The 25,680-nt window shown below is 42.6% G+C and carries 23 protein-coding genes and 1 riboswitch; of the genes, 13 read left to right on the forward strand and 10 right to left on the reverse strand.

The annotated features are described in order from the left end of the window. Positions 1–243: 243 nt before the first annotated feature. Together BWD47_RS14220 and BWD47_RS14225 are read right to left on the reverse strand one after the other, a co-directional pair. Positions 244–1,656 carry a YdiU family protein gene (locus BWD47_RS14220; RefSeq protein WP_075594172.1) on the reverse strand — a complete coding sequence of 471 codons (1,413 nt, stop codon included), beginning with the start codon at positions 1,654–1,656 and terminating at the stop codon, positions 244–246. Positions 1,657–1,664: 8 nt separating this feature from the next. Continuing rightward, positions 1,665–2,360, reverse strand: a complete 696-nt coding sequence (locus tag BWD47_RS14225) for a DNA-3-methyladenine glycosylase I (RefSeq protein WP_074989659.1) — start codon at positions 2,358–2,360, stop codon at positions 1,665–1,667. A 182-nt stretch (positions 2,361–2,542) separates the two neighbouring features. After that, positions 2,543–2,738, forward strand: a riboswitch (Lysine riboswitch). A gap of 137 nt (positions 2,739–2,875) precedes the next feature. On the opposite strand from BWD47_RS14225, the gene dapA reads away from it, so the two are divergent. The 5 genes from dapA to BWD47_RS14250 all read left to right on the forward strand — a co-directional run bounded on the left by dapA (position 2,876) and on the right by BWD47_RS14250 (position 8,167). After that, positions 2,876–3,760 (forward strand): 4-hydroxy-tetrahydrodipicolinate synthase, encoded by an 885-nt coding sequence (dapA, locus tag BWD47_RS14230; RefSeq protein WP_074989658.1) that lies wholly within the window; start codon positions 2,876–2,878, stop codon positions 3,758–3,760. Positions 3,761–3,774: 14 nt separating this feature from the next. Beyond that, a complete protein-coding gene (locus BWD47_RS14235) occupies positions 3,775–4,515 on the forward strand; it encodes a 2,3,4,5-tetrahydropyridine-2,6-dicarboxylate N-succinyltransferase (RefSeq protein WP_036974123.1) in 741 nt (246 codons plus the stop codon). Continuing rightward, complete coding sequence (locus BWD47_RS14240) at positions 4,515–5,720, forward strand: PLP-dependent decarboxylase (protein ID WP_075594173.1); 1,206 nt, start codon at positions 4,515–4,517, stop codon at positions 5,718–5,720. The genes BWD47_RS14235 and BWD47_RS14240 overlap by 1 nt, the downstream gene beginning before the upstream one ends. Positions 5,721–5,725: 5 nt before the next feature. After that, positions 5,726–6,844, forward strand: coding sequence for a succinylglutamate desuccinylase/aspartoacylase family protein (locus BWD47_RS14245; RefSeq protein ID WP_074989656.1), 1,119 nt, complete (start codon positions 5,726–5,728; stop codon positions 6,842–6,844). A 285-nt stretch (positions 6,845–7,129) separates the two neighbouring features. Then, on the forward strand, positions 7,130–8,167 hold the full coding sequence (locus BWD47_RS14250) for a phospholipase A (protein ID WP_075594174.1): 1,038 nt from the start codon (positions 7,130–7,132) through the stop codon (positions 8,165–8,167). 64 nt (positions 8,168–8,231) lie between these two features. Here the strand turns inward: BWD47_RS14250 and BWD47_RS14255 are convergent, their stop codons facing one another. Next, on the reverse strand, positions 8,232–9,125 hold the full coding sequence (locus tag BWD47_RS14255) for a bifunctional GNAT family N-acetyltransferase/hotdog fold thioesterase (RefSeq protein WP_036974132.1): 894 nt from the start codon (positions 9,123–9,125) through the stop codon (positions 8,232–8,234). A gap of 229 nt (positions 9,126–9,354) precedes the next feature. Here BWD47_RS14255 and BWD47_RS14260 point away from each other — a divergent pair, with 229 nt between their 5' ends. Continuing rightward, positions 9,355–10,044, forward strand: coding sequence for a spermidine synthase (locus BWD47_RS14260; RefSeq protein WP_075594175.1), 690 nt, complete (start codon positions 9,355–9,357; stop codon positions 10,042–10,044). On the opposite strand, the gene dtd is transcribed toward BWD47_RS14260, so the two are convergent. Genes dtd through BWD47_RS14275 form a run of 3 tightly spaced genes read right to left on the reverse strand, consistent with a single transcriptional unit; the run spans position 10,045 to position 12,321 of the window. Beyond that, positions 10,045–10,482: a D-aminoacyl-tRNA deacylase gene (gene dtd / locus BWD47_RS14265; protein ID WP_075594176.1), complete on the reverse strand. Its 438-nt coding sequence runs from the start codon at positions 10,480–10,482 to the stop codon at positions 10,045–10,047. It abuts the gene before it with no gap. Continuing rightward, positions 10,470–11,423 carry an alpha/beta fold hydrolase gene (locus BWD47_RS14270; RefSeq protein WP_036974139.1) on the reverse strand — a complete coding sequence of 318 codons (954 nt, stop codon included), beginning with the start codon at positions 11,421–11,423 and terminating at the stop codon, positions 10,470–10,472. Before BWD47_RS14270 ends, dtd begins: the two co-directional genes overlap by 13 nt. Before the next feature lie 25 nt (positions 11,424–11,448). Further along, entirely contained in the window at positions 11,449–12,321 is an 873-nt protein-coding gene (locus tag BWD47_RS14275; RefSeq protein WP_036974141.1) for a virulence factor BrkB family protein, read from the reverse strand. Between the two features lie 86 nt (positions 12,322–12,407). On the opposite strand from BWD47_RS14275, the gene BWD47_RS14280 reads away from it, so the two are divergent. After that, positions 12,408–13,064, forward strand: a complete 657-nt coding sequence (locus tag BWD47_RS14280; RefSeq protein WP_036974143.1) for a DUF2959 domain-containing protein — start codon at positions 12,408–12,410, stop codon at positions 13,062–13,064. A 181-nt stretch (positions 13,065–13,245) separates the two neighbouring features. Next, entirely contained in the window at positions 13,246–14,334 is a 1,089-nt protein-coding gene (locus BWD47_RS14285; RefSeq protein WP_075594177.1) for an MBL fold metallo-hydrolase, read from the forward strand. Positions 14,335–14,405: 71 nt separating this feature from the next. Here the strand turns inward: BWD47_RS14285 and BWD47_RS14290 are convergent, their stop codons facing one another. Then, entirely contained in the window at positions 14,406–16,658 is a 2,253-nt protein-coding gene (locus BWD47_RS14290; RefSeq protein ID WP_075594178.1) for a nitric-oxide reductase large subunit, read from the reverse strand. A 2-nt stretch (positions 16,659–16,660) separates the two neighbouring features. Beyond that, complete coding sequence (locus BWD47_RS14295; protein ID WP_036974150.1) at positions 16,661–17,323, reverse strand: DUF542 domain-containing protein; 663 nt, start codon at positions 17,321–17,323, stop codon at positions 16,661–16,663. Positions 17,324–17,429: 106 nt separating this feature from the next. Between BWD47_RS14295 and BWD47_RS14300 the strand changes: the two genes are divergently transcribed. Continuing rightward, positions 17,430–17,870: an Rrf2 family transcriptional regulator gene (locus tag BWD47_RS14300; protein ID WP_036974153.1), complete on the forward strand. Its 441-nt coding sequence runs from the start codon at positions 17,430–17,432 to the stop codon at positions 17,868–17,870. 69 nt (positions 17,871–17,939) lie between these two features. On the opposite strand, the gene BWD47_RS14305 is transcribed toward BWD47_RS14300, so the two are convergent. Beyond that, positions 17,940–18,359, reverse strand: coding sequence for a BLUF domain-containing protein (locus BWD47_RS14305; protein ID WP_065978929.1), 420 nt, complete (start codon positions 18,357–18,359; stop codon positions 17,940–17,942). A gap of 363 nt (positions 18,360–18,722) precedes the next feature. Continuing rightward, entirely contained in the window at positions 18,723–20,546 is a 1,824-nt protein-coding gene (typA, locus tag BWD47_RS14310) for a translational GTPase TypA (RefSeq protein ID WP_036974157.1), read from the reverse strand. Positions 20,547–21,052: 506 nt separating this feature from the next. Here typA and glnA point away from each other — a divergent pair. From glnA to ntrC, 4 genes are all read left to right on the forward strand, one after another. Next, entirely contained in the window at positions 21,053–22,459 is a 1,407-nt protein-coding gene (gene glnA / locus BWD47_RS14315; RefSeq protein ID WP_036974159.1) for a glutamate--ammonia ligase, read from the forward strand. 123 nt (positions 22,460–22,582) lie between these two features. Continuing rightward, positions 22,583–23,104 carry a DUF4124 domain-containing protein gene (locus BWD47_RS14320; RefSeq protein WP_371915645.1) on the forward strand — a complete coding sequence of 174 codons (522 nt, stop codon included), beginning with the start codon at positions 22,583–22,585 and terminating at the stop codon, positions 23,102–23,104. Positions 23,105–23,182: 78 nt separating this feature from the next. Then, a complete protein-coding gene (gene glnL, locus BWD47_RS14325; protein ID WP_036974163.1) occupies positions 23,183–24,253 on the forward strand; it encodes a nitrogen regulation protein NR(II) in 1,071 nt (356 codons plus the stop codon). 19 nt (positions 24,254–24,272) lie between these two features. Beyond that, entirely contained in the window at positions 24,273–25,658 is a 1,386-nt protein-coding gene (ntrC, locus tag BWD47_RS14330) for a nitrogen regulation protein NR(I) (protein ID WP_036974166.1), read from the forward strand. The last annotated feature ends 22 nt before the right edge of the window (positions 25,659–25,680 follow it).

Consider the following 25,680-nt stretch of genomic DNA (forward strand, 5'->3'; position numbering starts at 1 on the left):
TCCGCCTAATTTACTGACCTCAAAACCGATTAAAGTCCATTCCCAATTACACTATTATATTGGTTATTTTTAAATCAACAAGTTGAAAGCAACTTTATTTGTAAATATTCGTTAAAAAGCAAAACTTTAGTGCTATTTTATTGATATAAATCATATCACTGGCAGCTACCTTGCTCAATCGGCGAACACTTAGATTTTAAAAAATGAGCATTTACAGCTGCAATATATTGTTCAACATCGCCCTTAAGTACCACAAAAAGTCTGGTAATGACTATCCCCATCATGAGGGGGCTGGTACCAAGCTGCTAATCGCTCTTCATAGCTATACGGGTTTTCTAAGACTTTCAACAACTCACCTATCGATGAACTCGTGCCCGTTTGCTCATATTCAGTCAAGATCATTTCAATATTATGATTACGTGGAATGACTGCAGGATTAACAGCGCGCATCACCCCGTAACTTTCACCCGAAGTTCTTAACTGCCATTTACAAAGCCATTCTTTTAAACTACCCGGGAGCGAAAAATCTGTGCGTAATGACTCTGTCAGCGCATTAAATGTGTTCGTGTAATCAAGTTTATGTTGTTTCATCAAAGTGAGTAACTCTGAAACTAATGCTTGATCGCCTGCTTGCTCGCCATCTAAACCTAACTTTAGTCGCCACATGGTATCAAATGCCGTGTTAAACTTAGCAGCGAAGCCATTTATAACCGCTGATAATTCGCTGAGCGCACGTTCCTCATCTTTAAAAAGCGGTAATAAGCTTTCTGCAAGACGCGCGCAATTCCAATTTGCAATAGTTGGTTGATTACCAAAAGCATAACGTCCTTGGTGGTCAATAGAGCTAAAAACTGTTTCTAAATCAAACTGATTCATCATTGCACACGGGCCATAATCAATGGTTTCACCACTAATTAATGTGTTATCTGTGTTCATTACACCATGAATAAACCCAATTCGCATCCAGCTCACAACAAGCTCAATCTGCTTATCGATTACCGCCGCTAAAAAGTCTGTAATACGCTGCTCACCTTCACTTTTGATATCAGGAAAATGACAACTAATTGCGTATTCAACTAACTTCTCAAGTCCTTCAATATCACCTTGAGTTGCTAAATATTGAAATGAACCAACACGGATATGGCTATTCGCCACACGCGTTACAACGGCACCGGGTCGTGGGGGTTGTCGGTAAACAGTTTCTCCAGTCGTTACAACAGCAAGGCAACGGGTAGTTGCAATACCTAAGGCCGCCAAGGCTTCACTCATGATATATTCACGTATGGCAGGACCTAGTGCACAACGACCATCTCCCCCACGCGAAAAAACCGTTGCACCTGCACCTTTTAATTGCAAATCCCATAATGCGCCATGTTTATCTTCAATGGCACCAAGCAAGTGCGCACGACCATCCCCCAAACGCGGCGAAAAATGACCGAATTGATGACCCGAATAGCCAAGCGCCACAGGCTTTACAGCGTTATCTACCTCTGAGCCACTTAAACGTTTTGCTAAAAACTCAGGGTCAGTGCTAATGTCAAACTCGCGAGCTAAATTAGCATTAAATAACAATAAGTTCGGGTCAGAAACCGCTGTTGGGGTGTCTTCAATTGCTAACAGATCACTAATGTCTGTATATCGGGTGTGCAGTTTCATATTATTCCTTAGGGTGTTGCAATGCCTACTCGGTTATCACCCACTCCATAAGCAACTAATTGACTCAGTGCTTGCAGGCTATAACCACTTTGCTGCTGTAGTTCATTGAAAAAGTTCTGCGCCGCTTGCTGTGATTTTTTGGTCTGCAATCCCCCATCAATGAGCTGATGAGCACGTAGATAACTTTCCACATCTCGCGAGAGCAAAAAGGTATCTTTTCCCATCGCGCGCAACGCATAAGGGCCGGTGTTCCCGCCCAAGCGTGCGCCATGCTTCTTCAAGTAAGCCCATAAACCAATAATGTTGTCGCTGGGCCACTGTGCAATAAATTGGCTAAAGCTTGCATTTTTTTCAGCGACTTCATGGATCATGTAAGCATTTTCAGGGATTGTTTGCACTTTTTTGAAATTGCGAATAATTCGCTCATCCATCGCTTTTTGTTCGAGCATATCAGGTGGCATCATCAATAGTTTTTCGACGCTAAAGTCCCAAAATACTTCACGAAACCCCGCCCATTTATTATTGATTACAGACCAATAGAATCCACTTTGAAATACCTTACGAGTGAACTCCTCCAACCATAAATCATCCGCTATGTTAGCAATATCAGCATCATCGAGCGGGTTTGATAACAGTGCATGCAGCATTTCTTCACTGCCTTTTCTTTTAACGGCTCGTTGATAAATGTCGGTAAACTTTTCCATCATTCTTCCAATTCGTCTGCTTCGTTCTAAGTGTACGTAAAAACGAAGTTATACGTAACCCGATTGCTTAATTGGTCAATAAAAAACAAATCCACCGCCTTGACACCTAGAAGGCTAAAATGCTTTAATCAGCGCCAATACCCTATTTCATTATGTTGGCTTTAACGTTAAAGCGAGCATAAAGGGCTGGAAGAGGTGCGTTATTCAGGTAGCGTATGGGAAGAGCACAGACTCTGTTGATCATACGTGAGGGGAAATTAACGCCGAGAAGTAACACCGTTTGTGGGGTGCTTATTTCGGGCGACTGGGCTGAATCCCAGCGACTGTCACCAACAATAGCAATGCTATTGATAAGTTTGGTGGAGAGCTTCTGGTCTTAGTATAATAAGGCCGTCGCGTCTTTATTATTTTAAGCCCATTCGCTCTTCGAATTATACCTTGTTCGAATGACGACATGCGGCTCCATTCAATTGTTTCCGCACTGACTCTTCGAATACCTTATAAGTTCGTGAGAGATGATCAACAATTTTGATTTAAACGACTATCCATTATGGACAGCGCTAATCACGCCATTTTCTGAATCTGGCGAGGTAGACTACATCGCCCTTGAACAGCTTGTGGCTGAACAACAAGCTGCCAACAATGGTATTTTATTGCTGGGCAGTACCGGTGAAGGGCTTGCTCTTTCACTCAAAGAACAACAAGCCATTGTTGAGCACGTATGCCAGCTAACCCCTAGCGTACCGCTTATGGTTGCCGTTGGTGGTATGAACCTTAAGCAGCAAGTTGCGTGGGTCGAGTACTGCAATCAACTGCCTATTCATGGCTACTTGTTAGGTTCGCCACTGTATGCAAAGCCTGGCGTTATTGGCCAAACTCATTGGTTTGAAAGCTTACTAAATGCGAGTAAACACCCATGTATGCTATACAACGTACCTGGACGCAGTGCTGTTGAGATTTCACCTACCGTCATTAAAAACCTCGCCGATCATAAAAACCTGTGGGCACTTAAAGAAGCCAGTGGTGACATCGGCAAATTTGAAGGCTTTAGAACGGCCTCACCTAAGCTCGCCATTTTTAGTGGTGACGATGCACTGATGCCATATTTTGCGCAAGCGGGTGCTAAAGGCTTAGTGTCAGTGGCGGCGAATGCATGGCCAAGTCAAACTCATGAGTTTGTTAAACGAAGTTTAAGCGGTCAACATCCCAATTTATTCACCGATTGGTCTAGCGCAATTCAAAGCTTATTTGCTGTCGCAAACCCAATTCCCGTAAAAGTACTGATGCACCTGCAAGGTAGAATAAACACCCCGCAATTACGTCCACCGCTGACTCATTTAGAGCTTGAGCATACAGACAGCATCACCCACGCAAACAACACAATTTTATCTTGGAACTAAAAACAGGTTTTATCATGAGCTGGTTAGCATTATTAAATAACTTAGAATCGGGCACAGTACGTGCCGCAACACAAGACGAGAATGGCAACTGGCATGCCAATATTGAAGTAAAACAAGGCATTTTAGAGGCCTTTAAAAATGGCACAAACACGGAGTTTCCTGGTGGATTTGTTGATAAGCACAATTTAGCCCCTCAAGGCTTTGCCGCAGATGCAGGTGTACGTATGGTCCCTGGCGGTAGCAGTGTTCGCCGAGGTGCGCACGTTGCTAAAGGCACGATCATTATGCCACCCGCGTATGTAAACATCGGAGCATTTATTGATGAAGGGACTATGGTCGATAGCCACGCTTTAGTAGGGTCATGTGCACAAGTGGGTAAAAATGTTCACCTGAGCGCAGCGGTTCAGTTAGGTGGCGTACTTGAACCAATTGGTGCCAGTCCTGTGGTTATTGAAGATGATGCATTTATCGGCGCAGGTTGTGTGATTGTAGAGGGCGTTGTCGTTAAAAAAGGCGCAGTGCTTGCACCGGGAGTCCGCTTGTCTGCGACCATTCCAGTCTATGATTGCGTGAACGAGCGTCAATTAGAAAAAGGCGAACCAATCCCTGAGTACGCTATTGTGATCCCAGGTTCTCGCCCTGCTTCCAATGCATGGGCTCGCGAGCAAGGCCTCAGCATGTCATGTGCGCTCATCGTAAAATACCGTGACGAACAAAGTGACGCGTCATTGTTATTAGAAGAGGTTTTACGTTAATGAGCTTTTTGAGCACGCCCATCAAGCAAGCAGTTGAACAAGTTTCAGCGCACCTTGATACACCATTTTTTATCTATGACCTTGATAAATTAACGACACATTTAAAACAACTCACAGCCCAAACCGATGTGAAACTGTGGTATGCCGTTAAGGCTAATCCCCTGTCTCGCATTATTCAGTGTTTAGACAGTGCGGGGTTTAATTTTGATGTGGCGAGTAAAGGTGAACTTGAGCAAGTACTTGCTCAAGGCATCAATAGCGAGCGCGTGCTCAACACAGGGCCAGCAAAGAGCCCTGCACAAATTAGTCATTTTATTGCGCGAGGTGTGCGTATTTTCGTCGCCGAGAGCATTAACCAAGTCCGTTGGCTAAACGAGCAAGCCACAAAAGCTAACTGCCAACTGCAAGTATTATTGCGTGTACAACTTCGCTGGCCAGACAGCGAAAAGAACCCGCTTGGTGGCGATAGCCTCACTCCTTTTGGCCTTGGTTGTGAAGAGTGGCACGCGCTTAATGTCAATGACTACCCAGCACTTAAGGTTGATGGTTTGCATATTTTTCAGTGGGGCAACATGCTCAGCACTGACAAACTGGCAGCGCTTTGGCGCGCTATGATCCAGCCATTACAGCAACTAGCACGTGCATTACGCATTGAACTTAACATACTCGATTTAGGGGGCGGCTTAGGCATCCCTTATACTCAAGATGCCAGCCGATTAGACTGGTCAGCACTTATCGAGACCCTTGCCAGCATTAAAGCTCAAGCCGGTGTAGCAGAACTTTGGATGGAGTTAGGCCGTTATGCCGTAGGTGAATGTGGTCATTACGCAACACCTGTGGTTGAGCGAAAAGAAAACTATGGCCAACAGCAAGTGATTTTATCAGGCGGGATTAATCACCTGCTTCGTCCTGCGGTAACAAACCAAGACTTCCCAGTTACAGTATTGCGTGAATCACAGGCTTCACTGACAACAATGACACTCTATGGTCCACTTTGTACCGCGCTTGATTGTTTAGGTGAACATACATTAGCGAATGACGTAGATGAACATGACTGGCTCATATTCAGTCAATGTGGTGCTTATGGTTTCACAGAGAGTATGCCGTACTTTTTATGCCATGAACTTGCTGCCGAATACGTTATTGAGCAAGGCAACATTGAATGTATCCGCAGCGCTGAAGATGCCAGCTATTATTTAAGGTAATCACCATGAGTAAAGATTTAATTAGCCAAGAAAACATTGTCGTCGGCGAAATTGCGAATGGCTTACCATTGACCATCCCAGTCTATCGCTTAAAAGGCGATGGAAGTGGCCCAAGCGTTTACATTCAGGCCAACATGCATGGTGCAGAAGTACAAGGTAATGCCGTTATTTACCAGCTACTTGAACAATTAAAAACGCTTAAACTGCGCGGTGATATCACACTTGTCCCTTATGCAAATCCGATTGGCTGCAACCAAAAGTCGGGGGAATTTACATTAGGTCGTTTTGATCCCATCACAGGGACCAACTGGAACCGTATGTATCGCTTTAACAACGCGTTACCTGCCCAGATTGCAGAGCAGCATGCATCAAGCAATGAAGACACGATCAGAAGTGCTCTTAAAGACGCGTTAGTCGCAGATATCAATGCACAACTAAACGGCCCAGATTACAGCTTAACAACGGGTAAACGTATCGCGCTCAACTTACAAAAGTTGGCACATCAAGCCGACATCGTATTAGACCTTCACACAGGCCCAATCTCAAGCCAGCACCTATATTGTCCAGAGTATGCCAAAAACAGCGCACAATACTTCAATATTGAACATGTATTGCTCATACCTAATGACTTTGGGGGTGCGATGGATGAAGCAAGCTTTTGCCCGTGGTGGTCTTTATCTGAAGAGCTTACTAAATACGGACGCGAACTTTCAGTACAGGTCGAGGCTTTTACTGTTGAGCTCGGCAGCCAAGAAAAAATTGATTTGAGTGCCGCCCTTGAAGATGCACACAGTATTTTAAGCTACTTGACTCATAAAGGTGTATTTGTTGATGCAGCGTATCAGCCTAAAGCGATGACTCGTTACGGTTGTATGCTCGATGACTACATTGCTTACTACGCCCCGATGGGCGGTATGGTCGAGTACTTAGCACCGTTAGGCGGTCACATCAAAGCAGGTGAGCCGATAGCCCATATTTTACGTATGGAGCGCTATTTATGTGAACAACCACTGCAAACACTCAGTTTTGATAAAGACGCGATTGCAATATTGCATTTCGCATCAGCAAGCGTAAACCAAGGTACTGAGCTTTATAAGTTCTTTACCAATGTCTTTGAGCTGTGATTAAACCCAGAGCTCATTCCTTCTCATTGCGTGAGAGTCAACGGCCAACAGGATTCTATCCAAAGGCCGTTATATTAGAGCCCCAAGCTTAGCTTGGGGCTCTCTATTCACAATAGCGTTTAACAAGTCCTCACCTCTGTCAATTCCACCTTACCTAAGCCGTGTTTAAACTCGCCGATTAAGCGGTAGAGATAACATTTGTCCACAATTCAGTACAAGTTCACGGCGAGTTATGTAAAAATCACTATACTGATCACACTTCTACATCTATTTAAAGGAATCGCAATGGGATGGCGTATTTGGCTAGTTGCCGCGAGTTTATTTTCCGTACCTGTTTTAGCCCAAACCGAAGAGCAAAATACGAATGAGCAAGATGATGCGCTCGAATTAGTTAAGCAATGTATATTAAATGAAGCGATTGGCGGAGATGGTCAGCAAACTCTCGAACAGCTGCGCAAGAAATGCTCCGATCTAGACGAAAGCAAAAAGCTGACAGCTCTGGATAAGCGTAAAGCGCGTGAAGAAGTGAGTAAAAAGAACCGCAATGTAATCACCCCCCATAAACGTAATTACATTTTACCACTTTCTTATGTGTCTGATCCGAATATTCGCCCGTTTGATGGTTTAAAAGAGTTGGCTGATGACGCCGATGGCGAGCCACTTGATAACCTAGAAGTTAAATATCAATTATCAATAAAAGTGCCTATTTTTGAGGGCTTTTCTGATAAAGACCAAGGCGTATTTTTTGCTTTTACCATGCAATCATTTTGGCAGTTTTATAACAAAGATATTTCATCACCCTTTCGCGAGACCAACTACGAGCCTGAAATATTCTGGATAAACTACCTTGATCCTGAGCATGTACTTTGGGGTGATGAAATGGCGATAGCCATTGGTGCATCGCATCAGTCTAATGGCCGCAGCCAGCCAAACTCACGTTCATGGAATCGCATATACGCTGACTTTTTATGGGAAAAAAACGGCTTTGTATTTAGCTTTAAACCTTGGTACCGCATTCCTGAAGACAAAAAAGATAACGAGTTAAAAGCTCGCGGCGATGATAACCCCGATATCTACAAATACATGGGCTACTTTGAATTCTCTGGGGCGTATCGCTACAACGAACATGAATTTAGCTTTATGTCGCGTAATAACTTAAATTCTGATAATCGCGGTGCAATCCAACTTGATTGGTCTTTCCCGCTGTGGGGACGGTTACGTGGTTACGCACAATATTTCAACGGTTATGGTGAGAGCCTAATTGACTACAATGCCGATATAGAGCGTTTTGGTGTGGGTATTCTTTTAACAGACTTACTGTAAGCAACGCATTATGAGCCTTTAACAGCGAGCAACTTAGCGCCCGCTGTTAAAGGCTAAAACTATGCTATTTTTTTACGATAAAGTGCCCTTCAAACTCAGCAACTAACACATCGCCATCGTACACATTCACTGGGACATGGTAACTTGCTTTACCATTTGATTCTAAATCAGCTAACTTCCCTTTGCAGCCTTGCAACTCAACACGGCCTCGGGGATCGTTATTGAGAGGTTTTAGGTATTTAATGTTCGCATCAGCTAACACAATATTTCCCTCAAGACCGGCTTCTTTTAATGCAAGATAGGTTGCTCCCCACCCTGTTAATGTCGCTAAACTGTATATGGAACCGGCAAACATCGTGTTATGTAAGTTTAAATTGGCATCTAAATCAGCACGGGTCGTAAACTGCCAGTCAGTATAACTTTCAACTTTAATCCCCATTGCATCACTGATTGGAATTGATTCACGCCACGTATTTTGTAGCACTTGTGTCCAATTAGGGTGACGGAACCAGCCTGGCTCAGACGGCTTTTGTTTCACCATTTTCCAATGCTGTACATCATTGTAAGCCAAATGTGCTTTTTCTTTTACTTCATAACCGTGGCGTTTATAGAAGTCGAGCGCCCGTTCACGCGCAAATAAGACTAATTCATCGGCATCTTGTGTCCATGCTATTTTTTCGAGTTCATGCAACAAACGACTACCAATATGCTGATTACGATTACCCTCAGCCACAGCCATATAACGCACTTGTGCTTGTTGATGATTATTGAAGTGCAGACGCGCTACCCCCAATACCTCGCCATCATTATTTTTGATAAAGCGGTGCTCTGCGTCTTGCTCTAAGTCATCTTGCTCAGATCCACGCGGCTCGCCCCAAGGTGCTCTTAAAACTTGCCAACGCAATGAATAATACGCTTGCCAATCTTCGCTACTTTGTGGGGTGGTCACTTTAAACATAAATACTCCTGTGATAGTTAAGCCACTGTCTGTTGTTATTTTAACGTGGCCTGACGAATGCAAATTACGATACGCGATCTTCACTCAAGTTGGAATAATACTTTGGTGACCCAACCTAAATTATTATTTAAGGCTGTAAAAACTACTGCACAATTGGCACTTTAAGTGTGCTGGTCTATGCTGAAATAATTGTATTATTTTTGTAATTCAACCGCTAAAGGCCCGAAATATGGAACATTTTTTAGAACCCAGTGGCGCAGTGAAACACAGTTTTATTGAGGAATGCCACCGACTCGGGCAGCTTATCTACTGGCATAAACAAGGTAATGACTGTATTCAAGTAAGGCAACTAAATCAGCTACGTTGGTTATTAATTAATGAAACCTTGCAATCTGTTATTGAAAAACGCCGGCCAGCTCGATTATTTTTCCCACATTTACAATACCTTGCAAAACGTTGGCAAGAACTCGAAGCACCTAAAAAAGTGCTGGAACTTGGCTTAGGGGGTGGTGCAATTCGTAATTATCTACAACACACTTACCCTCAAAGCCAACTCACTTCGGTAGACAAAAACCCTGATATTATTCATTGCTATAAACGCTATTTTGGCGGAAACCATGCCAATAACCTGCGCTGTTTTGATGCCCAACAGGTGTTAGAACAAGGCAATGAATACAATTGGATTATCTTAGATTTATTTAGTGAGGTAGAAGCGCCACTGTTTTTATACAAACACGCATTTTACGCAAAACTTCGGGCTGCAATGGCCAAAAATGGCCGCTTGTTTATTAATTTTTTATCGAATCATCCATCACAATTAAAACAACTTGAGCATTTACTGATCACCGAATTTGGTAAACGCCCAAGTATTGAAAAAATACCCAACTACGTTAATCATATCGTTATGATCAGAAAGTAATCACACAGATAAGTTAAAAGTAACGGGCCCATCATTACACAAGCTTACCTGCATATCAGCAGCAAACTGCCCTGTGGCAACTCGTAAATCGGCCGCTTTGGCTTTTTCTACAAAATATTCGTACAACGCATTGGCTTGCGCTGGGGTAGCTGCACTTGAAAAGCTTGGCCGCATCCCCTTTTTGGTATCAGCAGCCAACGTAAACTGCGACACAACTAATAGCTCACCTTGGATGTCTTGCAAGCTTAAATTCATTTTTCCTTGCTGATCAGTAAAAATACGGTAATTACTCACCTTGTGCAAAAGCTTTTCTGCCGATTGCTCTGTGTCATGTTTTTCAACCCCTAATAACAACAGAATACCTTTTGATATTTCACCAACAACTTCCCCATCTACCTCAACTTTAGCCTGGGTTACTCTTTGAATTAAGCCTTGCATTGATCCCTCGATAACTTGATATACATTAAATCTGCGGCACGTCGCATGGCCGCCAAATATACCTGATTATCACTGCTGTGCCCAACCCCATCTAAAATAAGTAATTGCGCATTAAGCTGCTCTGCTAACTGTTGTACCGCACTGTACCTGCACACTAAATCAGCACGGCCATGAATAAACCAAATAGGTAAATGAGCAAGTTCTTTGCAGTTTTCTGCTATAAATTTTTCTTCGATAAAGCAATGATGTCGAAAATAATGCACCATGAGCGTAGCTTGGTTTAGGCCAACATGAGGTTCATGTAAACTCCAGTTTATTAATGGTTCACCATGACAAAGTACCTGCTCCCATTGACACCAACGCTTAGCATACTTACTGGCCTTGATTTGATCATCACAGGTTAACTGCGCATGGTAAAAATCAAGTAATTCATGCCAGTTAGAATACTGATGAGCAAACACTTTAAAACATTCGGGATAAAAGTGAGCACCAGCTCCACGCGTCGTGTAAAGCCACTCAAAGTCACTGTCACAGGCTAAAAAGCTGGCACGCAAGATGAGTCCTGCCACGTGTTCACGGTGATGAATCGCGTACACTAAGGCAAGCGTCGCCCCCCACGATTCGCCACACACAAGCCATTTGTTAATACCTAATTGGGAACGCAAAAACTCCAGATCGGCGACTAAGTCCAAGGTGGTATTTGCCTTAGTTGCGTGCGGCGTTGAGTGACCACAGCCGCGTTGGCTAAACATGATCACCCGATAACGTGCGGGATCGAAAAATCGACAATTTTCAGGCCGAAGGCCCGCGCCCGGCCCCCCATGACATAACACAACCACCATGCCTTGAGGATCACCGTATTCTTGAACATGTATTTGATGTCCATCACCCACGCTTAAGTGATAGTCACGACTTGCATTGTACTGTGGATATAACTGCACCTCGCTCTCCTTAGGTGCAGTGTATTTAAATGTCTATATCAGGAGTGTCTTCTATTTTCTCAGGGCTGATACAGACCGTAAATTCTGCACCGAGTAATACGACAATCCACGACAAATAAACCCATACAAATAAAATAGGAATTGTCGCTAGGGCCCCATAAATCACTTCATAAGATGGGAAATGGCTGATATACAGCGCAAAGCCTTTTTTTGTCAGCTCAAATAACATAGCTGCAAACAGCGCCCCTGGAATTGCCGCTCTAAATGGAACTCGTGTGTTAGGAACTAAAGTATAGAGCATAATAAAGCCCACCATGGAAATAATGTAAGGTAAAAGCTTTAACAAAAATCCACTGAAGCCAGGTATCCCCTGATCGGCAAACGACACCAAAGAAACAATATAAGACGTCACACCAATACTTGCTCCTAACAAGACTGGCCCCAAACTTAATACCATCCAATACACTGCAAATGAGATCATCATCGGGCGTTTTTTCTTAATTCGCCAAATGCGATTCAGGGTGGCATCAACATTGCGGATCAATAAAAGCGACACCGCAGCCAAAAAGCCAACCCCCACGGCGGTCATTTTATTCGCATTCCCCGCAAACGCACTGATATGCTCTTTAATGACATCAGAGGAAGTGGGCACAAGATTAGTGAACAAAAAGTTTTCAATGGTAATGAGAGTACTTTCAAAGCCAGGAAATGCAGAGAATATCGCGACCCCCACAGCCACTAACGGTACAATGGATAATAAGGTGACATAAGCAAGGTAACCCGCATTAACCGTGATCTGATCATCAATACAGCGGGTCAAATACTGCATCCACCAACCCGGTTGCTGCTTTAAGAAAATACTTATTTGCAACTTATAACGACTGAGTTTCTCATCCATAGAACCAACTTTCTGCTAAAATGTTTTGATAATCATAGCAATCCACCACATAATTTGAAACGACAGGCATCTAAAAAGGGAACTCAATGAAAAAACTGACACTTTTAAGCGCACCACTCTTTGCAGTTACTATGGCATTATCAGGCTGTCAGTCAGCTTATTACTCAGCCATGGAATCAGTCGGAGTGCATAAACGCGATATTTTAGTAGACCGCGTTGAAGAAACGAAAGAATCACAGCAAGAGTCGCAAGAAGAGTTTCAATCTGCACTAGACAGGTTAACGACCTTAATTAACTTTGATGGCGGTGAACTCGAAGAAGCTTATACTCAACTTAATAATGATTATGAATCGAGCCTTGCGGCAGCGAACGATGTCACCAGTAATATCAACAAAGTTGAAGATGTAGCCGAAGCACTTTTTGAAGAGTGGGCCGACGAACTAGAACAGTACAAAAGCGCTTCTCTCAAGCGTGAAAGCAGCAAAAAGCTTAATTCAACGAAGCGCCAGTTTGACCAATTGCTTCGTTCAATGCGCAGCGCCGAAAGTAAAATGGAACCCGTCCTGTCGTCATTGCATGACAATGTTTTATATCTGAAACATAACTTGAATGCTCAAGCTGTGACAGCAATAAAAGGTGAATTCACTAATTTAAAACGCGATATCAAAATCTTAATGGACGATATGAACAAGTCGATTGAAGATTCAAATAAATTCATTGAACAAATGAATAAAGCGGGCTAAAAATTTGAGTAAACACAGTGAGCAGTTAGATGCTCTCGGCACCGACATTTTTTTAATAAATTAAATCACTAAGCCTACAATATCGTAGGCTTTTTTATTGTTACGTCTTGTTACCTTTCGATGATTTACCCGGTATGTTAATTTGCTACACTGTGCGCAAAGTTTAAAAGTTAGTCACCTTATGCAGAACCACCTTAAAGTTATAATTGCTGCGGCGCTACTCAGTGCCTGCAGTAGTCCAAACACAGTTAATGTTATAGCAGGGCAAGAGTCTGTTATACCTTTGCACAATGAAGGTGAGCGAGCTGGTCGCTATCACAACCTGTATCCCGGTGATAAACACTACCCAACAACCTGTACTGATGATTGCTATCCCGAGACCGAGTTACTTCAATGTAATGACACTCCTTTACACTGTTTATATCAAGGTCAGCAGAATCCAGCGTCGATTAACACCGGTTTTACTGTACGTTGGCTTGGGCATGCCAGCTTTATGATTGAGACACCTAACGGCGAGCACCTGCTATTTGACCCCGTCAAAGAGCAGTTTGATTCACCGGTCGATTTAGCCTTTAAGCTTGCTGGCGGCATGTATCGCAACCCCGGATTTTGGCCCACAAAAAATGAGCTAAATCAGATTGATGCTGTCATGTATTCACACATCCACTACGACCACTTCAATAAAGCCGACATCGAAGAAATTGGCAATCAGCCCCGCTATTTAGTGCCCCTAGGCGTCGCTGATAACTTTCCAACAGGTGGTTTTAATATTAGTGAGATGGCGTGGTATGCCAGCACCCCAATTAATGATTTAACAATACATGCTGTGCCAGCGCACCATTTTAGCAGTCGTGTGTTAGTGCCATTTGTCTACGAAGATAACAACAAAGATTTATGGAATGGTTGGTTACTTGAGCAAAATGGGAACACACTATTTTTTGCAGGGGATACCGGCTACTCACAGCATTTTAGCGATATTAAGCAAAAGTATGGTGAAATAGATGTGTGCTTAATGCCAATCGCATCTTACTATCACGAAGAAAATGGTAAATGGTATCGCTATGTGCATACCACACCCGAAGATGCCTTGAATGCAGCACGTGAATTAAGTTGTAAAGTAATGATCCCATGGGGTTATGGTAATGCAAGTTGGCAAATGGGCGACCATTCAAGTCACTCAGCATTACTGCGTTTACTACACATGTCTCATAACATGAATGAGCCTGTCCCCCTGTATATTTTAAATGAAGGTGAGCAGGTTCGTTTATAACATTCCAAAATGGGGGTGAGTTATTACCTCACCCTCATTTTATTTATTACAGTGAGTGTGTCTCTTGCGCTTCAAGCACTTTGGTTGCAGGTTTGCTTTGCAAAGACCCCTTTAACGACTTGCCAACTAACGGCAAATGCGCCAACAATAAACACCACATCACCAACCGTTCTTACCCATCTTAGTATCACCAAGGTGTCACTTTGTAGTAGCGCTTCAGAGCGTGCATACCACAACCCTTTAGAAGCACTTGCAAAGAACTGAATGATTCCAATAGGTAATAAACTGGTAAATAGCATTAACGCTAAACCGATATTCATCCACCAAAAAGCAGTTTTCATTAAAGTGTCATCAAATTGAAGATGAGGACGAATATAACGCAGTACTAACAAGGTAAAGCCAAGAGCTAAAAAGCCATACACACCAAATAATGCGGCATGAGCATGGGTAGCCGTCGTATTAAGACCTTGTACATAATAAAGTGAAATAGGCGGATTAATTGAGAACCCTAATACGCCGGCCCCTAACATATTCCAAAATGCGACAGCGACAAAAAACATTAATGGCCACTTTATTTTTAGCATCCATGGAGTACGGTTTTTTAATTTATAATGCTCCCACGCTTCATGACCAAGCACAATTAACGGCACGACTTCCAGCGCACTAAAGGTTGCTCCCACTGCCATTACAGGGGTCGTTGTACCAGAGAAATATAAGTGATGGAATGTGCCTGGCACACCGCCTAATAAAAACAGCGATGCAGACGCCAATGACGCAATTGTTGCCGAACGTTTAGAGACTAAACCCATATTATAGAAAATAAAAGCCAGCGCAGCGGTTGCAAAAACCTCAAAGAAACCTTCTACCCATAGGTGCACAATCCACCAACGCCAGTATTCCATTACCGAAATATGCGTTCGTTCACCATAGAAAAACCCAGCAGCGTAAAACAGCCCGATTGCCACCACTGAAGCTGTAAATAATGCCAGTAGGTTTTTATCTCCTTCTTGTTTAAATACCGGAACAATTGCACGTAACATTAGCAGCAGCCAAAATGCGACGCCTGTAAATTTACCAATCTGCCAAAGTCGGCCTAAATCAACAAACTCGTACCCTTGATGTCCCAACCAAAAGCTTAACTCGGGAGGCATAATTTGCGCGATGGCTAAAAAGTTGCCGATAAATGACCCAACCACGACGATAATTAGCGCCCAGAAAAGAATATCAACACCTATTTTTTGAAACTTAGGATCTTTACCGCCGTTAATAATCGGCGCTAAAAATAAACCTGCAGCTAAAAATCCTGTCGCAATCCAAAATAATGCCGATTGAATATGCCATGTTCTTACTAGGCTATAAGGAAACCATTCTGAGGTATTGATGCCATAAAATCCCTGCCCTTCAACAGTATAGTGCGCAGTAAATCCACCCAATAAAACCTGGAACGTAAAGAGAGCAACAATTAAAAATAAATACTTACCTAATGCTTTTTGAGAAGGCGTTAAATTAAAGCTCGCTATTGGATCGTCTTTTGGAGCCTCAGGGGGAGCCTCGTCTTTATGTAAAAATGACCATGCCCAAATCAATCCACCGACACCTGCAATCAGTATCACAACACTAACAATTGACCAGACAATGTTTTCAGCGGTCGGTTTATTATCAATCAGTGGCTCATGCGGCCAGTTATTAGTGTAGGTTGCATCCCCATCAGGGCGCTCTGTCGATGCGGACCATGCCGTCCAAAAAAAGAACTCTGTTAGACGCTGACGACGCTCAGGATCAGGAAGTGTCACCTCTTTCATTGCATAGTTTTTACGTGTTTGCTTTAATGCCTCTGCCCCTCCAAACAAATCGTTGTAGTACTGCGCTGTTTGCTTAATTGCCGCTATCCGACGCGTCGATAAAGTAACCGTGTCAGATTGTTTATCATACGTATTAGTGCGGTACTCTCTCTTTACTTCCCACAGCAATGGTTGCTTTTGCTGCTCAGTTAACTCATCAAAAAGCACACCATATTGCGCTTGTGCAGCAATATCTAACCAATTAATAATCTCACGGTGAAGCCAATCAGCAGTCCAGTCAGGCGCTTGATAAGCACCATGCCCCCAAATTGAGCCTAGTTGCATTCCTCCTACTGATTGCCATGCAGTTTGACCATCTAAAATCGCCTCTTTACCTGTGTACAGCTCCCCCGATGTGGTGACATATTTTGCAGCTATAGGAGGGGCAACTCGGTATACCTCTTTACCAAAGTAACCCAAAATAGCAAATGTAACAGCAAGAACAGCAAACAAGGTCCACCATAACTTTTTGTATTCTCTCATTTCTATCGTCCCTCAACCCGTGCGAACAAAATAGCGTTCTCAATATGAATATGCATATTCAAATCGCTAATAAATGCCTGCAACCCTAAATACAAAGCCGTCCATGTATTACATGCTCCCGCATGCAAAGTGACATCATTTGTTAATTGGTAGATTTTCTCTATTTCTGCGATATGGGCTTCATGATCCGCCATCATTACGCTAATTGGTCCACTGACCATGGCAGGGATTGTATCGGCTTGCAGCATTGGAAAGAGGATAAGCTCTTCTTTTTGCATATGATCTTCTAACTCTACATACATATTCTTCAAATGATTCGCTAAACCATTAGGACAATTAGGCTTATCAAAATGCACCTCTTCAACACGCTCACTTAAACGTATCAACTCTTCAAGCTGTACTCGGTGAACACGGTGATAGCGAGTCAGAATATGCTCAACCAATTCCTTATTACTCAGGTTGTGGTAATCAATAGCGGTTTGCCTGCTTAGCAAAACCTCTATGTCTGAAATGATTTCTTCGCGATCAATATTTCGTTTTTCGATAACGTCTGACAACACCAGATGCCCCTGACAACAAAAGTTTATTCGGTGCGCAAAAAAGAGTGCTGTTGCACCGGGAATTTCTGTCGCAATTTTACTGATAGGCCAATTTAAGTAATTCATATAACACCCCTATTTAAACATGCATTTGAAATGAATCTTTAAGAAGTTTACACACGTTTATTAAAGATGTAAAATAGATACATATTTAAAATTTTAGAGTCTCACTATGAATGTCACTCGTTTTACAGATTATTCACTGCGTGTTTTGATTTTTACTGCCTTACATAATGGTGAGCTTGTGACCATTAAAGAGATCGCTGAAAAATACGAAATCTCAAAAAATCACCTCATGAAAGTAGTGCAAGAGCTAAGTAATAGAGGCTATTTAATTGCGACGAGAGGAAAGAATGGCGGTATCCGCTTAAGCAAAGATCCCACCGAGATTAACATTGGTGAGTTAGTGCGCTTACAAGAGCAAGGGTCTACGTTGGTGGAATGCTTTGGTAATGACAATCAATGTGTTATCACCCCCGCCTGTCAACTTAAACAAATATTTGCACAAGCAATGGAGGCTTTTTTCCTTCATTTAGATAACTATACACTCGCAGATCTGATCACCCCAAAACACGCAAATCAGCTCTCCCAACTGCTAAAAATAGAAAACTAAACTCACATTTTGGCGCACTCAAAGGTGTAAGTATTCCTGGAGTGTCATGGCAGTGACACTCCATTTGGATTATTGATTTACTAATGTATCCCTCAGTGCCATCATGAGTTTATGTGCACTGCCTCCTGACATTGCTAACGGATCGAATTCGCTGGTGCCTGAGTATTTTAAATTAAGCGGTGTGGTTATTTTTGAATACGGAATATAACCCATTGACCAGTTTTCGAACTCCCTTTCGTAAATTTCGCAGTAATTCAGCATAATAATATTTCGATGCCGATTATCATTTAAGATCTTATGGTAGGTTGCATTTACCGCCTGTCGAGATCCCTCTAGGCACTGTAAAAAGTGCGAACTATTAAAACACAGCAACCCTGTTACATTCGACGCATGATTATTTTTCTGTGCTTTTTCAATGATATCCTCAATATCACTCGGCCCAAATCCTTCACAAACTTCACTCGTATAAATAAGCCTGACTAAATACATCCTGATCTCCTTCAAGGTAGATTTAAAAAGATAGTACAGATAGAGGCTTTAGCAAAAAAGTGGCAACTTGCGGTTAGAGGTTAGAGGTTAGAGGTTAGAGGTTAGAGGTTAGAGGTTAGAGGTTAGAGGTTAGAGGTTAGAGGTTAGAGGTTAGAGGTTAGAGGTTAGAAGTTAGAAGTTAGAGGTTAGTAGACAAGTAATTAATTTATCAATAGAAATAAAATACGCCACCCCTTAGTAACAACAAGAACGAACATTTGTGAGTGTTACGGCTGACAGCAAAAAACAAGTCTCCTTAAACAAAAAAGCCGCCGTATTTTGAAATACGACGGCGTGTTATTTTGCGTGAGCTAAAAGCGTAAATTAGCCTTTAGAAGCACGGCTCGCACGTTTACGATCACTTTCAGTTAAGTGACGCTTACGAATACGAATATTTTCAGGTGTTACTTCTACTAACTCGTCATCATCGATAAACTCAAGCGCTTGCTCAAGTGTGTAGTTCAATGGTGGTGTTAATGTTTGCGCTTCATCAGTACCTGATGCACGAACGTTCGTTAGCTGCTTACCTTTAAGTGCATTTACAGTTAGGTCGTTATCACGGCTATGAATACCGATAACCATACCTTCGTAAACTTCTACACCGTGACCGATGAATAGCTTACCGCGCTCTTGAAGGTTGAATAATGCGTTAGTTAACGCTTTACCTGTTGCGTTAGCGATCATTACACCATTTTTACGTAGACCGATGTTACCGCCTTTGTGAGGGCCGTAATGATCAAACGTGTGGTACATAAGACCTGAACCTGATGTAAGCGTCATGAAATCAGTTTGGAAACCGATTAAACCACGGCTCGGCATCATAAAGTCCATACGCATACGGCCTTTACCATCTGGCGCCATGTCAGTTAGTTCACCTTTACGCAGACCAATTTGTTCCATGATAGAACCTTGGTGCTCTTCTTGACAGTCAATCGTTACTGTTTCGTACGGTTCTTCTAATACACCATCTACAGTGCGTAAGATTACTTCTGGACGAGAAACAGCAAGCTCGTAGCCTTCACGACGCATGTTTTCGATTAAGATACCTAAGTGAAGTTCACCACGGCCTGATACACGGAAGCTATCTGGGTTGTCAGTTTCTTCAACACGTAATGCTACGTTGTGAACAAGCTCAGCTTGTAAACGCTCAAGGATATTACGTGATGTTACGAACTTACCTTCTTTACCCGCAAATGGCGACGTGTTTACAGAGAACGTCATTGTTACTGTCGGCTCATCAACTGATAGCGGAGGTAACGCTTCAACGTTAGAAGGCGCACACACTGTATCAGAGATTTTTAATTCGCCGATACCTGTCACAGTTACGATATTACCCGCATAACCACGGTCTGTATCAATTCGCTCAAGACCTAAGTAGCTTTGAACCGCACCAATTTTACCATTACGTTTTGTGCCATCAGCACTGATAATAGTTACTTGTTGGTTAGGCGCTACAGAACCACGCTTGATTCGGCCGATACCGATTACACCTACGTATGAGTTGTAATCAAGTTGAGAAATCTGCATTTGGAAGTCACCTTCAGGATCTGCATCCGGTGGTGATACTTCGTCAACGATCATCTTGAACATAGGTTCCATGTTGTCAGATGGTTCGTCTAAATCTAATGTTGCCCAGCCGTTGATAGCTGATGCGTAGATAACTTTAAAGTCTAACTGTTCGTCAGTTGCACCAAGGTTATCGAATAAATCAAAGATTTGATCCATAACCCAATCAGGGCGTGCACCCGGCTTATCAATTTTATTGATAACAACGATTGGCTTCAAACCTTGCGCGAACGCTTTTTGCGTTACGAAGCGCGTTTGTGGCATTGGACCTTCTTGAGCATCAACAAGTAACAATACTGAGTCAGCCATCGAAAGTACGCGTTCAACTTCACCACCGAAGTCGGCGTGTCCTGGGGTGTCTACGATATTGATGTGGTAATCATTCCAAGAGATGGCTGTGTTTTTAGCCAAAATGGTAATACCACGTTCTTTCTCAATGTCGTTTGAGTCCATCACGCGCTCTTCATTACCGCCGCGTGTTTCTAATGTGCCTGATTGCTCAAGCAGTTTATCAACCAAAGTTGTTTTACCGTGGTCAACGTGGGCGATAATCGCTATATTTCTTAACTTTTCGATGCTCATATTTTTTCTCAGAGAAATTGAATCTCATTGATCCTGCAAGATCTACGCACTCACCTGCATTTTCAACAGATGTCTAAGCATAGGATTTAAAAGGGCGCATATTATCCCTTAATAATGGCATGGATGAAAGTTTATCCAATACAATTTTATAAACTTTCTTCAGGCTTTTTATAAGTATCTGTTTTATAAATGACAATTTTATTAATTTTATCTTTAATCGAACATCAAAACTGGTAAAAAATCACCTTTTTAGCAATATTTTGGCACTAAAGCACATTTCGTTTATGCTATCTAGGGTGGCTAATCGTTGTGCAAATACAACCGGTAAGCATAACGCACCACAATGAACATTTTACGCACCAAAACAGTGCAAAAATAATTAACAAAATGCGCTTTATTTTATTTTTATAAGCCTAAACAAGGCGTTAAAAATTTGGCATGAAACCAGCTTACATAGAACAAAAGCAATAATGCAGCAAAAATAAAACCCAACAATTGGAGGACACATGTCACAATCGGTTTTAGATTTTATCAAAGAAAATGACGTTAAGTTCATTGATTTACGCTTTACTGATACCAAAGGTAAAGAACAGCATGTTTCTATTCCTCATCATCAAGTTGATGAAGACTTCTTTGAAGACGGCAAAATGTTTGACGGTTCTTCAATTGCTGGTTGGAAAGGTATCAACGAATCAGACATGGTATTAATGCCTGTTCCTGAGTCTGCAAAAATGGACCCATTTTCTGAAGAAGCAACTTTAATCGTACGTTGTGACGTTGTTGAGCCTTCAACACTTCAAGGTTACGAGCGTGACCCTCGCTCTGTTGCTAAACGTGCAGAAGAGTACATGCGTTCAACTGGTATCGCAGACACAGTATTATTTGGCCCAGAGCCAGAGTTCTTCCTATTTGATGACGTTAAATACAAATCAGACATGTCTGGTTCTATGTATAAAATCGACGACATCGAAGCGGCTTGGAACTCAGATAAAGATTACGAAGGTGGCAATAAAGGTCATCGTCCAGGTGTTAAAGGTGGTTACTTCCCATGTTCACCAATCGACTCATCTCACGACTGGCGTTCAGCAACGTGTTTAGTTCTTGAAGAGCTAGGCCAAGTTGTTGAAGCACACCACCACGAAGTAGCAACTGCGGGTCAAAACGAAATCGCAACACGCTTCAATACAATGGTATTAAAAGCTGACGAAATCCAAGAGATGAAATATGTTATCCATAACATGGCTCACCTTTATGGTAAAACAGCGACATTCATGCCTAAGCCGCTTGTAGGTGATAACGGTTCTGGTATGCACTGTCACCAATCTTTAGGTAAAGATGGCGTGAACATCTTCGCTGGTGACAAATACGCAGGTCTTTCTGAAGAAGCGCTTTACTACATCGGTGGTATCATCAAGCACGCTAAAGCAATCAACGCATTCGCTAACGCGTCAACTAACTCGTACAAACGTCTTGTACCAGGTTTCGAAGCGCCAGTAATGCTTGCATACTCTGCACGTAACCGCTCTGCTTCAATCCGTATCCCTGTAGTACCATCTGCAAAAGGACGTCGTATCGAAGTACGCTTCCCTGATCCAACAGCAAACCCATACTTAGCATTCTCTGCAATGCTTATGGCTGGCCTTGACGGTATTCAAAACAAGATCCACCCTGGCGATGCAATGGATAAAGACTTATACGATCTACCTGCTGAAGAAGCAGCTGAGATCCCACAAGTTGCCTCTTCACTAAGCGAAGCACTTGCTGCTTTAGATGCTGACCGTGAGTTCTTAAAAGCAGGAGGTGTATTCACTGACGACCTAATTGATGCATACATCTCACTTAAGAACAAAGAAGTTGAAAAACTTAACATGACAACTCACCCAGTTGAGTTCGAAATGTACTACAGCGTTTAATACGTCGTAGACAGTAAATAATTAATGTGTGTTCTCAAGCCCGCTTTGGCGGGCTTTTTTAATGGTAATTAGGCGTGTTCTCCTCTACAGTTTTAATTACATAAAAAAATGCAGGGTCGCAGGGTGAAAAGAACAACTTTATTGGTATTTTTGTTACTATCAGTAAGCTTTTTTAGTTATGGAACAACAAAAAAAGTGTATTCGTGGAAAGATAAAAATGGTGTTCTGGTATTTTCTGATACGCCACGCCCCGGTGCTACCGAAGTAAAGCTTAATACCCCTAACTTGACCATGCCTGCTACCGACACCAGTATTCTTGATAACACAGCCAGTGCAACACCCGTAAACTTTAAAATCGCTATTTCCTCACCTGAAGACCAAGCAACAGTCAGAGAAAACTCCGGTTCTGTTTATGTTACAACCCGTGTCATTCCTCGCTTTGCAACGGGTTTTAAAGTACAACTTTTTGTAAATGGTGCCCCCCATGGCGAACCAAGTAACAGTTCTACTTTTGCACTACGAGGCGTAAATCGAGGCGAGCACACATTACAAGCCAAACTATTTAATGCGAACAATAAACTCGTTTCGGTCAGTCCAGTTAGCACATTCTACATGCACAGAGCGTCTGTTTTTGGTGGGAATTAATTTTTTCAAACGCGCCTCGCAATGCAAAAGGATTATGCTAAGCTGCACTTAATCGTAACGCACTAAAATGGTGCAACCATGCTCAGTGATACACAATTTAACTCAGAATTGCTCGACAGCATTTGGAAAAATTTAAGTACAGCGGTTATTTTACTTAACCGTGATTTTAAACTTGTTTATGCCAATGATAGTGCCAGTGAGCTACTTGGTTTAGGGCCAAAGCGCATTCTCAACCAACCGTTTGATAACCTGTTTAACTACCACTCTATCGATCTTAAACGCATTGCTCAGTATTCACTCTTTGATGGTGTTGATTGCCACCAGCATAGAGCTGACGTGGTGTTCATCGATTCTCGCCATGCCAAGCTCACAATTAGTACACGCCGAATTACCAATAAAGATGACAATTATATCTTGTTTGAATGCCGCCAGATGGACGATGAAATTCGCCACGATCAGGCCTCAAATCAAATGCATCAGTATCAAGCTGCACGTAATTTAATTCGTGGTTTAGCCCACGAAATAAAAAATCCTTTGGGGGGTATACGCGGAGCGGCGCAATTATTGCAGTATGAGGTTGATCAGCAAGAACGAGATCAATGTGCAGAACTCATTATTGAACAAGCAGACCGCTTACGTGAATTAGTCGACCGTTTACTTGGCCCGAATCAACTGCCACATAAGTCGTATGGCAATATTCACCAAGCGCTTGAGTCTGTCGTTAAATTAAGCATGCTTGATAACAATGCAAATATCACGTTAGTGAAAGACTATGACCCGAGCATACCCAGCGTATATATCGATCAGAGTAAAATTCAACAAGTGGTATTAAACATTATTCGTAATGCACAACAGGCGCTCGTTGATGGGGGAGAAATTAGAATAAAAACCCGTATCAACCATCAACATAGACGCCCTGGTAAAGCACCGAAAAAAACCTTGCTGATCCAAATTTCGGATAACGGTCCAGGCATAGACAAGAGTTTAAAAGAAACCTTGTTTTACCCGATGATTACCAATAAAGAAAATGGGTCGGGTCTTGGCTTATCCATCGCGCAAACGTTGGTTGACCAACATGATGGACACATAGAGTGTGACAGTTGGCCAGGCCATACAGAATTTAATATCTATTTGCCATTTACGGATTAATGGTTTTTTTGGAGTAGTCATGAAAACAGTGTGGTTAGTTGATGATGATGCCTCAATACGCTTTGTATTAGAAAAAGCGCTGGCACGAGCAGGATTTGAAACTCAAAGCTATGCCAATGCGCAAGAAGTGCTGAATGCTTTAAAGTTTAGCCAGCCTACCGTGCTGGTGTCTGATGTGCGTATGCCAGGTATGGATGGTATGGCGTTACTAGAAACAATCGCTGAGCAAAACCCTGGGTTACCTGTCATTATCATGACTGCCCACTCGGATTTAGATTCGGCGGTTAATGCGTTTCAAAAAGGGGCGTTTGAATACCTCGCAAAACCGTTTGATTTAGAAGAAGCCGTTTCTTTAGTTGAAAGTGCTTGCCGTGCAAACTCCACAAAGAAAACCAGACGCAAACAAGCGCCGCAAACCAATGCCCATATCATTGGTGAAGCCCCTGCTATGCAGGAAGTGTTTCGTGCAATAGGTAAATTATCTGCATCAAGCATGAGTGTTTTAATCAATGGCGAATCAGGCACTGGTAAAGAGCTTGTCGCCAGTGCATTGCATAACCATAGCCCACGAAAAGAAAACCAGTTTATTGCTCTTAATATGGCTGCCATCCCTAAAGAACTGGTTGAATCAGAATTATTCGGCCATGAAAAAGGCGCGTTTACAGGGGCCGACAGTATTCGTAAAGGCCGCTTTGAACAAGCGAATGGCGGCACGCTATTTTTAGATGAAATTGGTGACATGCCACTGGATGTACAAACCCGTTTATTACGTGTTTTAGCCGATGGTGAGTTTTACCGTGTTGGCGGGCATCAAAGTATTAAAGTAGATGTTCGTATTATTGCCGCCACCCATCAGAACTTAGAAGACTTGGTAAAACAAGGTAAGTTCCGTGATGACCTATTCCACCGCTTAAATGTGGTGCGTCTTCGCTTACCGGCTCTTCGTGAACGTACAGAGGATATTGAACGTTTAGCACAACATTTTCTCCATAAAAGCGCCAAAGAGCTGCAAGTCGAAAGCAAAATTTTAAGCCCAAAAGCGACCGAGCAATTGCGATTATTTAACTGGCCGGGTAACGTGCGTCAGCTCGAGAATACCTGTCGTTGGTTAACCGTAATGGCACCTGGAGAGCTTATCAGTGAGCAAGATTTACCACCGGAAATTATCGCGGCAGAACCTGTAGAGCAAGAAGGTGATTGGCTTGAAGCTTTCCAACAATGGTTAAACCTCGAGCTTAAACAAGGGAAAGAAAATATTTGGCCCGCGATTCAAGCTCAACTGGAAACTCGTTTAATTAAAACCGCACTGGCAAATTGTGCAGGCCACAAACAAGAGGCTGCGGTTAAAATTGGTTGGGGGCGCAATACATTGACCCGCAAGTTAAAAGAGCGCAATATTAGCTAATTTTGCGTTATAAACGATGTAA

The sequence above is a fragment of the Pseudoalteromonas sp. PAB 2.2 genome (genome assembly GCF_001938575.1).
GTDB classification, from domain to species: Bacteria; Pseudomonadota; Gammaproteobacteria; order Enterobacterales; family Alteromonadaceae; genus Pseudoalteromonas; species Pseudoalteromonas lipolytica.